Origin of the sequence: Streptomyces sp. NPDC006872, assembly GCF_040635845.1 — a bacterium.
Taxonomy (GTDB): Bacteria; Actinomycetota; Actinomycetes; order Streptomycetales; family Streptomycetaceae; genus Streptomyces.
This window is the reverse complement of the sequence record NZ_JBEYIL010000012.1, coordinates 63,340-76,866: the sequence shown is the minus strand read 5'-3', so window position 1 is coordinate 76,866 and position 13,527 is coordinate 63,340. Positions and strand designations below refer to the sequence as shown.

Genomic DNA, 13,527 nt, shown 5'->3' with positions numbered 1-13,527 from the left:
GGACTACTTGCCCTCGCCGGGTTCCTTCTCCTCCATCTCCGCCACCAAGTCGTTGACGAACGCCATCGCCTGGGGTGAGAGGCCCCGCGCACCCAGTCCACGGGCCCTCACCTGGCTCACGGTCCCCTTCTTCGCGGCGGCCAGCAGCTGGAGTCCCTCGTAGACCTGGGCGGCGACAGCCTCGTCCGACTTGAAGTACATCTCTGATACGCCGACAACCCCTGCCAGCGCGTCCAGGACGCCGGGGGGTGCCGTCTCGGCGGTACCCGTACGCAGATCGCAGAAGTCCTCTTCGGTCAGGACCTCCGCCCCGAGATGGGCGTTCACTTCAGCCGCCATCTCAGCGTCCGAGGGGGGTCCCTGTGGACCAGGGTAGGAACGCTGCAGGATCAGGGTGATCTTCTCGGCGAGTGATCCCGGCGGCCCGCTGGAGTCCGCAACAGCGGATGCCAGGGGGGCAGGCTCCGCCAGTGTGCCGTTCTTCCTCGTCTCTGCGGCCGCGATGGAACGGTCCTCGGCGCGACGCAGCTCCGCTTCACTGACGCCGTACTTCGCTGCCAGAGCCGGAACGTACTTGTCCTTGAGCCGACGGTCACCTCGCTCGGATCCCGCGACGGGGCCGGCGCTCTTGGTCCCGATCACCTCTGCCGTCTCGTACTGGTAGATGCCTGCATCGCAGCGCAGATCGGCCAGATCGGGCAGGCCGGTACGCGGAAACAGATCGTCCAGGTCGCCTCTGAGCCCCGCCGCGTACGCGGGCAGTTTTTCCGGATCGGGCGAGGAGTGGCCGGCCTCCCAGTTCGCCACCGCAGAGTCGGATACGCCCAGCTCGGCCGCCACCTCGCTCTGGAGGATGTCGGCAGCTCGCCGTACCGCGCGAGCACGGTGTCGGTCAAAGTGGCGGGCAGGCATCAGACCTCGCTTTTTCTCCAAGTTGAAGCGAATGCATCTTGTTGACTTTTACTTCGGCTGGGAATAGCTTCAGCGTAGCGAAAACAGAGCGCCTTCGCATACCGCTGGCCCTCCAGATTCGGCCTCCCACCAGTACCTCCGGGCAGCGGTGAGGATCCGGACCGCCGCGCGAGAGGTTGCCTCTTCGCGGCGGAGCGACGTATTCCAACGTGTCGCCCCAGCCAGCCGTGCTCCCGCTTCGTAGTGGGCGACCGTTTCCCTCATCCCCGTCAGGAAGTCCTCGCCATGCCGCAGCACCTCTTAACCCGAGCGGCCGGTCCGCTCGGTGCGTGCGCCGCGTGACTCCGGGGATCGCCTGTCCTTCGCCCCGCTCTGTCTCCACGGTCTGCCCTGGCTTCGCCGCACCGACGAGTTGTCGAGAAGGCAAGAGCTAAGTCTGGATGACTTCGCAGGCCACACGTATGTTGCTGGTCCCCCGCCGGGCATCCGCCCGGCGACCGGCGCGAAAGGAGACGAGTGAGGCGCGCACCGCCCACCGGAACGGGCTACGGCCCCGCAAACGCCGACGGCGCCTGAGAGCGGGAACTCTCAGACGCCGAACGGCCAGGACACCCGCGCCCCGGGAGGGCGCGAAGATCACCCAACGAATCCGCTCTGGTCCCTTTCCACCAGCACCGGAACGGATCCTGCTTCAAGGGAGAGTTTCGCATGCCGACTGGCCTGCGTGAAAGGCCGAACACCCCGGCCTGCGCGGCAGCCTGTGCCCCTGTCGCCCCGTTGGTGCGGCGACGCGGCGGAGATGCCTGATGGCACGTATCCGCACCGTCAAGCCGGAGATGTTCGAGTCAGAGTCGCTTGCCGAGTGCTCGGTGACCGCCATGCTCACCTTCATCGGGCTGCTGACACAGGCTGACGACTCCGGCCGTCACCGCGACCATCCGGCGATCATCGCCGGTCGGCTGTGGGCACTGCGCCCTGAGCACACCGCCGCCCACGTCGCCCAAGACCTGGAGGAGTTGGCCTCCTCTGGGCTGATCTGCCGCTACACCGGATGCGACGGACGCACCTGGCTGCACGTCGTGACGTGGGAGCAGCACCAGAAGATCAACAAGGCGACAGCGTCCCGGGTACCGCGCTGCACTCGTCACCAGGGCCACCAGCAGTGCGGCAAGTGCCAGACCGGTGCCTGCCCCACCACGCGCACGGCACCGTCCGTGACGTCTCACGGAACTCTCCCGGAACACTCCGGGAGCCCGCAAGGAGGGGTGCACCGCCCGGTCACGCCCGCCACTCGGCCCGCAGAGACCACGACCGGCCCCGAAGAGGTGGTGTCCGTGCCGCAAGCCGGCCCAGCCTCATCTGCCGCGGCACTGCCAGGGAAAAGTGCAGGTCAGACGGCACTCCCGGAGGACTCACGGAGGACTACGGGAGGAGTCCCGGAGGACTCCCGCCCTGGATCTAGGATCTTGGATCCTGGATCATTCCTTACGGGGTGCAAGGCGCCCGCACCTGAGACGCTCCCCGGATCGGTCTCTGCGAAAGAGCTGGTCGCCGAGTACGTCCGGGACTGCCCGCGTCGACCGCCAGCGGACGTCCTCGGGCTCCTGGGACGCAAGATCCGGGTCCTGCTGGACGAGCGCTTCGATCCGCAGGACATCCGCACCGCCCTGGAGCGGCTGCGGGCCAAGGGGCTGCACCCGAGCGTCCTGCCGAGCCTCGTGAACGAGGTCGTCAACGCGGCCCCGCAGGCCGCCTCGGCATCATCCTCCGCCTCCGGCGCTGGGCCCTGGGCCAGCACCGCCTCCAGCTACACGCCCTACCTCAACCCGACCGCCGAACCCACAACGTTTGGAGGCCGCCTGTGACCCGCGCACACCTCGCCGACCCGCAGCCCGCCATCGGCGAGCGGCTCCGCGCCCGGCTGGAGGCCAGGCTGGCCGAGCGCGGCATCGACCCGACCACGCCGCTGCCGGACACCCCGGAGCCGATCCCGGCGCTCGAGGCCGCGCAGACACGTATCCCGGTCGACTACCGCGATGCCGTGGTCGAGCACCCCGAGGTCGCCGCCTGGGTCCGCGCCATCACGGAGGCGGCGGTCGAACCGAACGCCGGGGGGCTGAACCCGCACTTCGGTGCGGCCGGACGCCGGCGGATCGCGCACGGACCGTCGCTGCTGCTGTGGGGCAGCACCGGCGCGGGCAAGACGCATCAGGCGTACGGCGCGATCCGAGCCCTGACCGCCGCCGGGTGTGGCGTGTCCTGGCACGCGACGACCGCCGCCGACCTGTACGCCGACATGCGCCCGCAGTCCGGCGTGGATCCGGAGCACATGCTGCGCCGGGTTGTGCGGGTGCCGCTGCTGCTGCTCGACGACCTCGGCGCTGCCAAGAGCAGCGCGTGGACGGAGGAGATCACCTTCCGGCTGGTGAACTGGCGCTGCCAGAACCGGCTGCCGACGATTTTCACCACGAACCTGCCACCCGTGCGCGATCACGGCATGCCCCGGCACCAGCCAGTGCTGCGCGACGTGATCGGCGACCGGATCCTGTCCCGCCTGTCCGGCATGTGCACCCCGGTCCACTTCACCGGCCCGGACCAGCGCTATCAGCGCCGCTGAACCGGCCCATCTCGTACGCCTCCCTCACCTCCGGTGCGGCCCCGCCGCGCCCCCACCCCGCCTCACCGCAACGCCACGGCACGGCACCCTGTCGGTACCGCGCGAGCGCTGAGGCGTACCCGGAGATCCTCTTGCGCACCATCACCACGAACGACACCCCGCGCCCGACGCTGCGCGGGATCGCCGACCACAGCTGGCACGCCCGGGGTCTGTGCCACGGCATGCCCACCGAGGACGCCGACGAGCTGTTCTTCCACGCCCCGCGCGCCCACGAGGCCGCCGCGGAGGCCAAGTCCATCTGCGGCCGGTGCCCGGTCAAGAAGGACTGCTTCAACTACGCCCTGGACAACGACATCCGCCAAGGGATGTGGGGCGGGCTGACCGAGATCGAGCGCCGTCCCTGGCACGCCCAAATCAGCAAGCGCCTCGACTACGCCCGGGTGAAGGCGGCCTTCCAAGGCCGCGATGTACATCTCAGCGACGCCGAACGCGAGACCGTCGTCCGCCACGCCTACGTCCGTGGGTGGAGCCCCGAACGCCTCGCCCACACCCTCCGGCTCGAACTCGACTGGGCCCGTGACCTGATGCGCCGGGCGTCCCATGCCATCGCCGACCGTGACCGGTACTGGGGCCTGTACGACGAGGCCGAGCCCACAGCTGACGACGACGAGGAAGAGGCCACGTCCTCGCCCGTGCCCCGGCAGGTTCACACCCAGGCCCTGATCGCCGCGCTCGGAAGGGCAGCATGACCCACGCCACCGCGATAGCCCTGGCTGCCGTCTCCTTCGAGCTGTCGCCCGTGATCGCAGGTGCCGTTGCGCTGCCGGTCCTCGCCGTGTTCGTGGGCGGGTGGCTTACCCTGCGCCGTCGTGCCCGCGTGGGAACGGCGCGGTCATCCGCCCCGGCGGTTCGGGTCGCGGCGCTCGCCGCGCTCGGCTGCACCGCCTACAGCGCCGACACCTCATGGCGGTTCGCTGCCGACTACCTCGACATGGCCGGCACCGCCGAGCGCGCCGCCATGTTCGGCGCCGCCGAACTCGCGCTGTTCGCCACCGCGCTGATGGCCCGCCAGAACCTCACCACCCAAGGCGCGCCAGGACTGCCCGGGGTCCTCGTCTGGATGATCACCAGCGTGCAGGTGATCCCCGCCTACGCCGAGTCCGGACTGGTAGGCGGAACGGTGCGGGCTTTCGTCGGCCCCATCATGGCGGCGATGCTGTGGCACCAGGCCATGGGTATCGAGCTGCGGCTGCGCAAGCCCGGCGCCGCCTCCCACGGCATCCTGGCCACCCTCGGACGGGAAGCACGTGAGCGCCTGCTCTCCCGACTCGGCATCGCCGAACGTGACCGTGACGCAGCCCAGATCACGCGCGACCGGGCCACCGCCAAGGCCGTCGCCCTGGCCGCTCGCTTGGCGGAACTTTCCGCCCAGAGTCGCCAGAGCTGGCAGGGGCGGCGGATCACCCGGCGGCTGTCCAAGGCCCTCGCCAAGGCAGGCGTCGGCACCGACCTTCAGCAGAGACGCGAGCTTCTGGAGCAGCTCGCCGCCCGCCGCCATGCCACCGCCCTCGCGACCGTCGACCTGCCTTCGCCCTGGACACAGCCGTCACCGGACGCGGACTACGGGGACCGCGATCCCATCTGCCCGTTTCTCGACGACGGGACGGCATCCGGGGACCCTACGATCCGCCTACTCGCGGCCTCCACTACGAGCACGACGCCGATCAGGCACGGTCCCGAAGAGGACCTTCGGGATCCGGTCCCCAAGCTGAGATCCGCCGAGAGCGGGGACGGTCCCCACGCAGTCCCCGAAACAGGGGACCGCACGCCGACCGAGGACCGGGACGTCAGTGGGGACCGGGACATGGGTGCCGCCACTGGCGAGGCCGTGAACGGGGACCGGGACAACGCGGCCCCCGGGACTGACAGCACCGGGGACCGCGCGGAGGTCAGCCCGAAATGTGGGGACAAAACCGCAGCTCAGAGCCCTGCTCTCCCGTCCCCGACTCCGGTCCCCGGTGAGGACCACGATGCCCGCGACTCCGATACGGGGACCGAGCCTAGCGGGGACCGCCCCCAGCCGGTCCCCAACGACGGGGACCACAGTGACTCCGACACCGAAACGGGGACCGAGTCGGGCGGGGAACGTCCCCACTCGGTCCCCGCACGGAGGCGGCCGAAGGCGTCCCGAAGTCGGGCCCGGGGCGATCAGGGCAGCCCGTCCCGAAGGAAGGGAAAGGTGACGGTGGACCAACTCGTCACCCAACTCCGTCCCCACGTGCCCGAACTGCTGGAACGGGACGGCAACGCCGAGGTCACGCGCACCCAACTCAGGGAGATCATGCGTGCCCAAAGCATCGGCATCCGCAACGACCGCCTCACGCCGGTCCTAGAACGCCTGCGCCACGAAACGGCCACGTCCACCACAAAGAAGAGGAGCGCACGGTGAAGACGTGCCCGCGCCTATCGCGCATCCGGTCCGACTTCGAGAAGGACATCCGCTTCCTGACCGCCTATGCGGAACGCAAAGCCGGCACCCCGCCGGCCAAGACCAGCGCGAAGCAGGCGATCACGGTCAAGCACAACATGGCCCGCGCGTTGAGCCAGCACTTCGCCCGCTGCCCCGAGTGCGGCTGACACACGCATAGAAGCAGGTCAGACCGCTCCACATCACTCAACCGCTGCGGTGGACCGGCTTCACACCGGACCACCGCCCCTCCAGAAGGAAGGAAACGCCATCCGACCCCCACAATCACGAACGTACGCCCCCACCGCCCCCGAGGCCGCCACCTGGGCGGACGTCCTGGTCCACCACCAGCTCCTGCACACGGCCGTTTCGGCCCCGAACGGCCAGTGGCTCGTCCAGGACACGCCCGAAGCGCGCGTCCAAGTCCTTGACGGACCAACCGCCATGGTCAACCTCGCCGCCGAAATCCAGCACCGCCTCCGCACCACCAGGAACCGCACCCGATGACGAACCCGACTAGCAACCCCACTCCCCCACCGGACGAGCCGGTCCCCAACTCGCTTACTGCGCGAGCAAGTTATCGCAAGAGCATTGCTCCCGTCGGGAGCAATGCTCTTGCCTCCCCCGCCCCTGAAGTGGCGGGAGTCGTACGGCACCAGGGGGCGCCGAACGAGCAGGACGCGACCGAGGGCGGCTCGCGTCCTGGGGAAGAGCACGCACGCGCCTGCCACACCGAGCAGTGCACCCGCACCGAACCATCGAAGCCTCACATTCAGCAGCGCGAGCGCCTGCGTGACGAGCACAAACGCGTGCGTCAGCCCAGCTGCCGCATGAACGACGACGAGTACCAGCTGCTCGCCCGCGCAGCGTCCGCCTGCCGCATGAGCGTCGCCAGCTTCCTCGCCCACGCCGCTCTCAAAGCCGCCCGCGATCTCGACCGCACCGCCGCCGAGATCGCCACCGAACGCGAAGTACTGAACGAACTGTTCGCCCTGCGCCGACACCTCGGACACATCGGCAACAACGTCAACCAGGTGGCCAAGGCCCTGAACTCGGGAGCGGATGCCCCGAACACCCTCGCAGTCCTCGACGCCGTGACCCGCGCGGCCCGCCGTGTGGACGCCTTCACCCAGAACTACCTTCAGACCGTGACCCCCGCAGCATGATTCCCCGAGTCCACAAGCGCGGCCAGCGCACCATCGGCCTGCTCTACTACCTCTACGGGCCCGGCACCCACGAGGAGCACATCGACCCCCACCTGGTCGCCGCCTGGGACAGCCTCGCCCCCGACCCCGGCCGCGACCCGAACGCCACATACGCCGACCTCCAACAACTGCTGGACCTGCCCGTCGACGCCCTCGCCAAGAGCCGTCGGCCCAAGAAGCACGTATGGCACCTGTCCGTCCGGGCGGCCCCGGAAGACCCCGTCCTCAGCGACGAGCAGTGGGGCGACATCGCCCGGCGCATGGTCGTGGCCACCGGAATCGCCCCCGCCGGCGACGACGCGGCATGCCGGTGGGCCGCCGTACGGCACGCCGACGACCACATCCACATCATCGCCACCCTCGTCCGCGAGGACCGCCGCCGACCGCGGCTGAACAACGACGCCGCCCGTTCCCAGGCCGAGGCCCGGCTGATCGAAGCCGAGTACGGGCTGAAGCAGCTCAACGCCGGGGACGGCACCGCCGCCAAGCGTCCCACCAGCGCCGAGCGTCACAAGGCCGACCGCGAGGGCCGCGAGCGCCCCGCCCGCGAGGAACTGCGCGAGACCGTACGGCAGGCAGTTGCCGGCGCCACGAGTGAGGAGGAGTTCTTCGACCGCCTGGCCGACGCCGGCGTACTGATCCACAAACGCGTCGCGCCCTCCGGCGACCTCCTCGGCTACAAGGTCGCGCTCCCCGACGACCGCAATGAGGACCAGGAGCCCGTCTTCTACGCCGGTTCCACTCTCTCCCCCGACCTGTCCCTGCCTCGTATTCGTAAACGCTTCTCCAACGACACCCCCTCACCGAGCGCCGACACGTCCTCCGACCAAGCCACCCCCCTGGCGCCGAGCGGCCCGGCAACGGCACGGCGCCGGGCCGCCAGGGCCACGTGGCAAGCGGTGCTCGTCATCGACGGCGGCCAGGACGCGGCGGCGGCCGCGCAGATCGCGGCGGCCGGGGAAATCCTGGACGCACTCGCCCAGACCTCAGCCGCCCACACCCGCACCCAACTGCGCGATGCGGCCTTCGCGTTCGAACGCGCCACCCGCTCCCACGTACGAGCTGAACGCGGGCACGACCGCGCCCTGCGCGAAGCCGCCAGGGACCTCGTCTACAGCGGACCCGCACTCGGCCGGGGAGAAGACGGAGCCACCACGGCGATACTGATCGACATGGCGTTCTTCCTCGTCACGGCCGCAGCCCACTGGCATGCGAAGAAGAACCACGCCCAGCAGGCGGCCGCCGCCCGCCAGGCCGCCGAGCACCTACGCGCCGCCTACCAGGCTGCCGCCGACGTCCCGTTGGGGGTGCTGTACCAGCGGGGACTGCATCTGTCGCAGCCACTGCGGCACAAGCAGGCTGCCTGCCTACGAGCGGCTGTGCCGCAGTTGGCCGAGCAGATCCTGGCTGAGCCGGGCTGGTACGCCCTCGCGGCCACCCTCGCCGACGCCGAGAGCGCCGGCCACGATCCGGCGGTACTGCTGGCCGAGGCCGCCCAGCGGCGAGAGCTGGGCACCGCAGACTCCATCAGCGACGTGCTGGTGTGGCGGCTACGCCACATGGCCGATCTGCCCGCCGACGCGACCACGATGCCCATCAACGCCACCCCTACCTCGGCCAGTACGCCGGGGCGTGCGACAACACCCTCAGCGGGCCGCGGCGAGGGGCCGGGCAAGGCCCGCTGATTACGGAGTCTGAGAGTTGAAGCAGGTCAGGCGCATGAGGCACCCTCCTTGTGGCCAGTCAGACGAAGAGAAGGGAAAGCGGATGTTCGGACGTGCTCGTGCCCACCGTGAATTCCGTGAAGCCCAGCGTGCCGGCCACGCCCTGCTGCACACCATGCAGTCGCGTCCCGGCTTCCAGCCTCCGGCACCCCATGCTGATCAGGCTGCGGACCCCGCCGCGGAGGCGGTAGTGCCCGACTTCCTGCCGCCGGACCTGCGGGTCCCCTCGCGCCAGGACGTCGAGGGCCTGATGATGCGCTGGCAGCAGCCACTCGTCATCGACGGCGAGGTCCGTTCGTGCCCCGAGTGCGGCGCATACCGGGACTGGATCATCTTCAGCATGTGCGACGACACGATCCACCTGCGCTGCCGGGCTGGCCACACAACGCCGGAGCCCCGCCTCGACCCGGTGTGGTTCAACCGCAACTCCGGTCCGGTCGATCACTTCCATCCCACCCTCGACGAGGGTCTGCGCCACCTCGGCCACTGAAGCCGGCGAAACCCCTGAAACCCCAACTCCCCTTCTCTCTGCCGGTGCCCGGAGGGCCGGCGCAGTCAACCTGTCCGCTTCGCAGGCCACTTAGGGGTTTCGCATGCGCCTTCCCACCACGACCGTCCTCAGCCTCAGCGCTCTCGCCGCTCTGGTTCTGACCGGCTGCTCGACGGGCAGCACCACCTCCGCCGAGCCGGCCTCCGCCACAACCGCCGCGCCGCGCAAGGTGGGCTCGAATACCGCAGCGTCGGCGCCGCTGTCCTCGGCCGCACTGAGCAAGCGGCTCCTTGATGAGAGCGACCTCGGCGAGGGCTACAGCCGCAAGCCGCAGCGCCCGGCCACCCACGACGATGTCACCGTGATCGGCTGCCCGGCACTGGCCAAGCTCGGCAGCAGCGCGGCCACCGGCACCGGCCTGTCCTTCCCCCGCAAGGCGAAGGCGTCCTTCACCTACGCCGGCGCCAGCGACTCACTGGTGTCCGAGGAGCTGTACAGCGACACCGCGACGAAGCTCTCGCAGGGCATCGGGGAGATCTTCGACGCGATGACCGCCTGCCCCACGTACCAGCTCGTGTCGGGCAACATCGTCATCGACATGGGTACGAAGCAGACGGCCGCCCCGGACCTGGGTGACGAGCAGTGGAGCCAGCTGCTCACCTACGCGGTCGGCGGGCAGCGCAGCGTCGTCAAGCAGACGGCGATCCGCACCGGCACGATTCTGGTGGTCCTGTCCGGGGCGCCCGCTCTCGTCGACGCCCATCTCGCCGACGCCGTCCAGGCGGCGCAGGCCCGCTGACACTCGACGCTCCGTCGTGCCCCGTTCTCCCCGCTGCCAGGCAGTGGAGAACGGGGCGTTCGTCATCCAGCATTACCGTGCTGCAGGGCCCTGCACACGGCGAGGGCCATGCTCCGGCTCCGGCTTCGGCCGTGGGCGATCCGGACGCTGTCGTACGAAGAGAGGTCACCGGCGTGGTGGACCGTCCCACGATGACCCGCGGGTGTTTCGCGTTCGTCACTACACCGCGCCGGGAGGTCGTGCTGCAGCTGCGGGACGACAAGGCCGGCATCGGCTGGCCGGGGCGCTGGTCGCTTCCCGGCGGCGGACGTGAGGCGGACGAGACGCCGCTCGAGACGGTCCTGCGCGAGTTGCTGGAAGAGACTGGCATCGTACCGACGGTGATCGAGGAAGTGGCTGTCACAGCCTACGAGGAGGGCAAGACGCCACCCCACGTGTTCGCCGCAGTCTGGGACGGCACCGAGAGCGAGCTGGTCCTCGGCGAGGGGCAGGCCCTTCGTCTGTTCCCGCTGGACGCTCTGCCCGAGCCGATGCCGCCCCATGTCCGGCACTACGTCGAACAGCTTGCACTGCGCCTGCCACCCCTTAGGAACGACCCCTCGCCACCCACATCCTCCGGGTTCCTGTGAGCACCGGGACGGAACGGCACGGCCTGGCGCAACGAAACCGGGCCCGGTTTCCTCACCTTGACGAAGGTGAGGAAACCGGGCCCTTTGGTGACGCGGCGGTCAGGCACGGCGCGTCCAGAGCAGGCTGGTGCGTGCCGCCACAGGGGGCCATAGCAGCGTGGGCATGCCCGCCTCCGGCGCGTGCGGCCGTTCGATGGCAAGCAGGCGATCGGGGTGAAGGCCCAGTTCCACGATCTCGTCAGCGGCGGGGACATAGACCAGGACGGCAAGCCGCCGACTCCGGCCGGAATGTGCCACGGTCAGGACGTGGTGCTGGTCCGGGCAGCCGGAGAGCGTATAGGCGTCGCCGGAGTTGAGGCCATCGGCACGGCCCTGGACGGTGTCCAGTTCACGGCGTTGGTCAGACCAGCGGGCGCGTTCCCTCATGTGGGGAAGCGCGGCGGTCCGCCGGTCGCGCTCGGTCCTCCATGCTCGGCGGCAGGGGGCGCATTCGTTGGTGGCCTCGGGGTTCGGTCCGGCCAGCGGCGTGTCGCACAGGCCGGTGCCGGCCGCGGCGCGACGGCGGTGTCCCGTGACGAGATTGGCGTGGCCTTTGGGCGCCCACAGCAGGTCCTCGTCGCGCGGGCAGGATCCGTCGAAGTACACGCTCACCTCGCCCGCGAGCCGGTGGAAGCGCTCCAGGGCCGCCGCGAGCGCCGAGCAGTTGGCGCACACCCGGCGGGCCGAAGTCGAGCGAGGGCCAAGGGACTTGCCGCAGTAGCCCAGCAGATGGCCGGGGATCGGCAGGTGGGCGGTGGCGCCCTTGCCGGTGCCGGCGGCGGGCCGGAGATCCCGTTCGCCGCCGGGGTGCGGCTGAGTGGTCAGGATCAGCCAAGCGCGTGTACAGCTCTGGCACAAAGAGTGCGTGGTGTTCTCCGCGCTCGGTGCGAGATAGGTCGAGTGCGTAGCGCACACCGTCAACGGCTCGGTGCCGATCAGGACGCCGTGGTGAGCGGTCCCGCTCGTGGGAGAGATGGACAGCCGGATCATGGGCAGGGGCAAGCAGACCTCCGAGGGTCAGTGTGGGGCGGGTGGGTGACGAAAGGCTCGTCAGAGAAAGCCGAAACGGCCGGGCAGGGTGGCGAGCGTGCGCGCGTCCTCGGCCGCTCTGTCAGCCTCGACGCGGGCGAGCGTGACCGCGCATTCGCCGTACTCGCGCGCGTTCAGCTCTCCGACCTCGGTGCACTGCCCGTCTTCGATGATGTACCGGGTCACCGTCCGGGCCGGGCTCGAGTCGGTGGGGGCATCGGACACCAGCGACAGCACCGACAGCACCGACGACCCGCACCGATTACCCGCATCCTCCAGGGCCCGGTCTACCAGGCGCGTCAGACGGTCAAAGCGCTCCATGCTCACCAGCCCGAGCACAAGGGTGTTGCCGCCCAGGTAGAGGAGTTCGGCGAGCACTTCCTGGGCAACCAGCGGCCGGATGACGTGCAGGTAGTGACGTCCCGGCCCGGCCGCCGCGATGGCATTGGCGACCGCGAGTCGTCCAGGGGACGAGTATGAAACCGACAGATCGGTGTCCTTTCGCAGCGGAAGCGACCGCCCGGGGCGAGGGGCGGCCGGCATGAGGAGGCGTCGTCGTCAGTCACGGCGCACGACGGTGAGACGCTCTTGCGCGCCCTCGGGCAGGGTGCGCCGAGGCACGGGGACTGGGGAGGCGAGCGAGGCGGCGAAGGCCGCGACCAGGTCGTGCGGGACGCTGGCGCTAAAGCTGGCGCACCACAGATAGGGGGCGCCCAAAACGGGTTCCGCCCACGCCTGCCAGCCCATCAGATCGGGGCGCGGGTCGGCGTCCTGAATGAGCTTGGGCAGTTCCTCCAGCGACACGCTGGAAGCGAAGCCGGGGTCCGTGGCCGCGGTCGCGGGGCGGTCCACGTCCCGGATCCAGCCCTGGGAGACAAGCGCGGCCATGACCGCCTGAGGCCCGTCGAACCCGGTGTCGGGCGCCTCGCGGGCATCGAGCGCGACGAGGAGGTCGGCAAGCGCCTCGTGCGGGACGCCCGTGGTGAAGTAGGCGTTCCACTCCGTCAGGGCGCTCGCGGCATGCGGACGGGCGGACAACTGCCACGCCACGGGCAGTCCGCCGAGTTCAAAGGGGTAGCCGGCGAGGATCCACTCGGCGCCGCGCAGCTCGTCCGGGCTCACGTACAGCAGGGTGTGGCGGGAGGTCGGCCACAGCCTCCAGCCCAGGCCGGTCAGCAGGTCGCCGATCCGCTCGCCGAGCGCGCCGTCGTCGCCGGCCAGGTGGCGCGGGGTGACCCAGTACACCGCCTCCTGCGGGTCGCGGTGGGCAGGGTCGTGGGGGTCGTGCGGGTGCAGGGGCGCCTCCGTAGGGTCGTTGGTGGTTCAGATGCCGTCGTCGCGTGGTCCGGTCGCCCTGCGTCGGCGGCGTGCGGGAGCCTCGGTCGGCTCGTGCCAGGTGAGTTCGACGGCGACGTCCGGTGGGAGGTGGCCGACCTGCTCGGCGTCCTTGGCCTCGGTGACGAAGACCAGCGGGTCGCCGTTCTCATCCTGGGCAGCGATCACCCCGCCGATACGGTGGGCCATGGGAAAGAGCGGGTTGATGGCGAGCCGGGCCGTCGCTTCACGGTCGCAGGCGGACAGAAGGTCGACGAGTTCGCCGACGGTCATCTCGTGCA

At 70.1% G+C, this 13,527-nt stretch carries 16 protein-coding genes; 11 read left to right on the top strand and 5 right to left on the bottom strand.

From position 1 onward, the window contains the following. Nucleotides 1-3: 3 nt before the first annotated feature. Entirely contained in the window at nucleotides 4-912 is a 909-nt protein-coding gene (locus tag ABZ725_RS32110; protein WP_358805996.1) for a helix-turn-helix transcriptional regulator, read from the bottom strand. A 1,466-nt stretch (nucleotides 913-2,378) separates the two neighbouring features. Between ABZ725_RS32110 and ABZ725_RS32105 the strand changes: the two genes are divergently transcribed. The 11 genes from ABZ725_RS32105 (at nucleotide 2,379) to ABZ725_RS32055 (ending at nucleotide 10,843) form a co-directional block, all read left to right on the top strand. Next, nucleotides 2,379-2,777 (top strand): hypothetical protein, encoded by a 399-nt coding sequence (locus ABZ725_RS32105; RefSeq protein ID WP_358805995.1) that lies wholly within the window; start codon nucleotides 2,379-2,381, stop codon nucleotides 2,775-2,777. Continuing rightward, nucleotides 2,774-3,529, top strand: a complete 756-nt coding sequence (locus tag ABZ725_RS32100) for an ATP-binding protein (protein ID WP_358805994.1) — start codon at nucleotides 2,774-2,776, stop codon at nucleotides 3,527-3,529. The genes ABZ725_RS32105 and ABZ725_RS32100 overlap by 4 nt, the downstream gene beginning before the upstream one ends. 131 nt (nucleotides 3,530-3,660) lie before the next feature. Further along, nucleotides 3,661-4,278 carry a WhiB family transcriptional regulator gene (locus ABZ725_RS32095; RefSeq protein WP_358805993.1) on the top strand — a complete coding sequence of 206 codons (618 nt, stop codon included), beginning with the start codon at nucleotides 3,661-3,663 and terminating at the stop codon, nucleotides 4,276-4,278. Then, nucleotides 4,275-5,978 carry a hypothetical protein gene (locus ABZ725_RS32090; protein WP_358805992.1) on the top strand — a complete coding sequence of 568 codons (1,704 nt, stop codon included), beginning with the start codon at nucleotides 4,275-4,277 and terminating at the stop codon, nucleotides 5,976-5,978. Before ABZ725_RS32095 ends, ABZ725_RS32090 begins: the two co-directional genes overlap by 4 nt. Further along, the gene (locus tag ABZ725_RS32085; protein WP_351902763.1) at nucleotides 5,975-6,166 is read left to right on the top strand and encodes a hypothetical protein; all 192 of its coding nucleotides are present in this window, start codon (nucleotides 5,975-5,977) and stop codon (nucleotides 6,164-6,166) included. Before ABZ725_RS32090 ends, ABZ725_RS32085 begins: the two co-directional genes overlap by 4 nt. Nucleotides 6,167-6,266: 100 nt before the next feature. Beyond that, complete coding sequence (locus tag ABZ725_RS32080) at nucleotides 6,267-6,503, top strand: hypothetical protein (RefSeq protein WP_358806217.1); 237 nt, start codon at nucleotides 6,267-6,269, stop codon at nucleotides 6,501-6,503. A gap of 302 nt (nucleotides 6,504-6,805) precedes the next feature. Then, the gene (gene mobC, locus ABZ725_RS32075; RefSeq protein WP_358805991.1) at nucleotides 6,806-7,162 is read left to right on the top strand and encodes a plasmid mobilization relaxosome protein MobC; all 357 of its coding nucleotides are present in this window, start codon (nucleotides 6,806-6,808) and stop codon (nucleotides 7,160-7,162) included. Then, a complete protein-coding gene (locus tag ABZ725_RS32070) occupies nucleotides 7,159-8,886 on the top strand; it encodes a relaxase/mobilization nuclease domain-containing protein (RefSeq protein WP_358805990.1) in 1,728 nt (575 codons plus the stop codon). Before mobC ends, ABZ725_RS32070 begins: the two co-directional genes overlap by 4 nt. Before the next feature lie 82 nt (nucleotides 8,887-8,968). Further along, complete coding sequence (locus tag ABZ725_RS32065; RefSeq protein WP_358805989.1) at nucleotides 8,969-9,415, top strand: hypothetical protein; 447 nt, start codon at nucleotides 8,969-8,971, stop codon at nucleotides 9,413-9,415. 103 nt (nucleotides 9,416-9,518) lie between these two features. Beyond that, entirely contained in the window at nucleotides 9,519-10,214 is a 696-nt protein-coding gene (locus ABZ725_RS32060; RefSeq protein WP_358805988.1) for a hypothetical protein, read from the top strand. Between the two features lie 173 nt (nucleotides 10,215-10,387). After that, nucleotides 10,388-10,843: an NUDIX domain-containing protein gene (locus ABZ725_RS32055; RefSeq protein ID WP_358805987.1), complete on the top strand. Its 456-nt coding sequence runs from the start codon at nucleotides 10,388-10,390 to the stop codon at nucleotides 10,841-10,843. Between the two features lie 99 nt (nucleotides 10,844-10,942). On the opposite strand, the gene ABZ725_RS32050 is transcribed toward ABZ725_RS32055, so the two are convergent. The 4 genes from ABZ725_RS32050 to ABZ725_RS32035 all read right to left on the bottom strand — a co-directional run bounded on the left by ABZ725_RS32050 (nucleotide 10,943) and on the right by ABZ725_RS32035 (nucleotide 13,519). Next, nucleotides 10,943-11,884: a hypothetical protein gene (locus ABZ725_RS32050; protein WP_358805986.1), complete on the bottom strand. Its 942-nt coding sequence runs from the start codon at nucleotides 11,882-11,884 to the stop codon at nucleotides 10,943-10,945. 48 nt (nucleotides 11,885-11,932) lie between these two features. Beyond that, a complete protein-coding gene (locus ABZ725_RS32045) occupies nucleotides 11,933-12,454 on the bottom strand; it encodes a hypothetical protein (RefSeq protein WP_358805985.1) in 522 nt (173 codons plus the stop codon). A 15-nt stretch (nucleotides 12,455-12,469) separates the two neighbouring features. Further along, complete coding sequence (locus ABZ725_RS32040; protein ID WP_358805984.1) at nucleotides 12,470-13,156, bottom strand: DUF317 domain-containing protein; 687 nt, start codon at nucleotides 13,154-13,156, stop codon at nucleotides 12,470-12,472. Between the two features lie 78 nt (nucleotides 13,157-13,234). Continuing rightward, a complete protein-coding gene (locus ABZ725_RS32035) occupies nucleotides 13,235-13,519 on the bottom strand; it encodes a hypothetical protein (protein ID WP_358806216.1) in 285 nt (94 codons plus the stop codon). Nucleotides 13,520-13,527 lie beyond the last annotated feature (8 nt).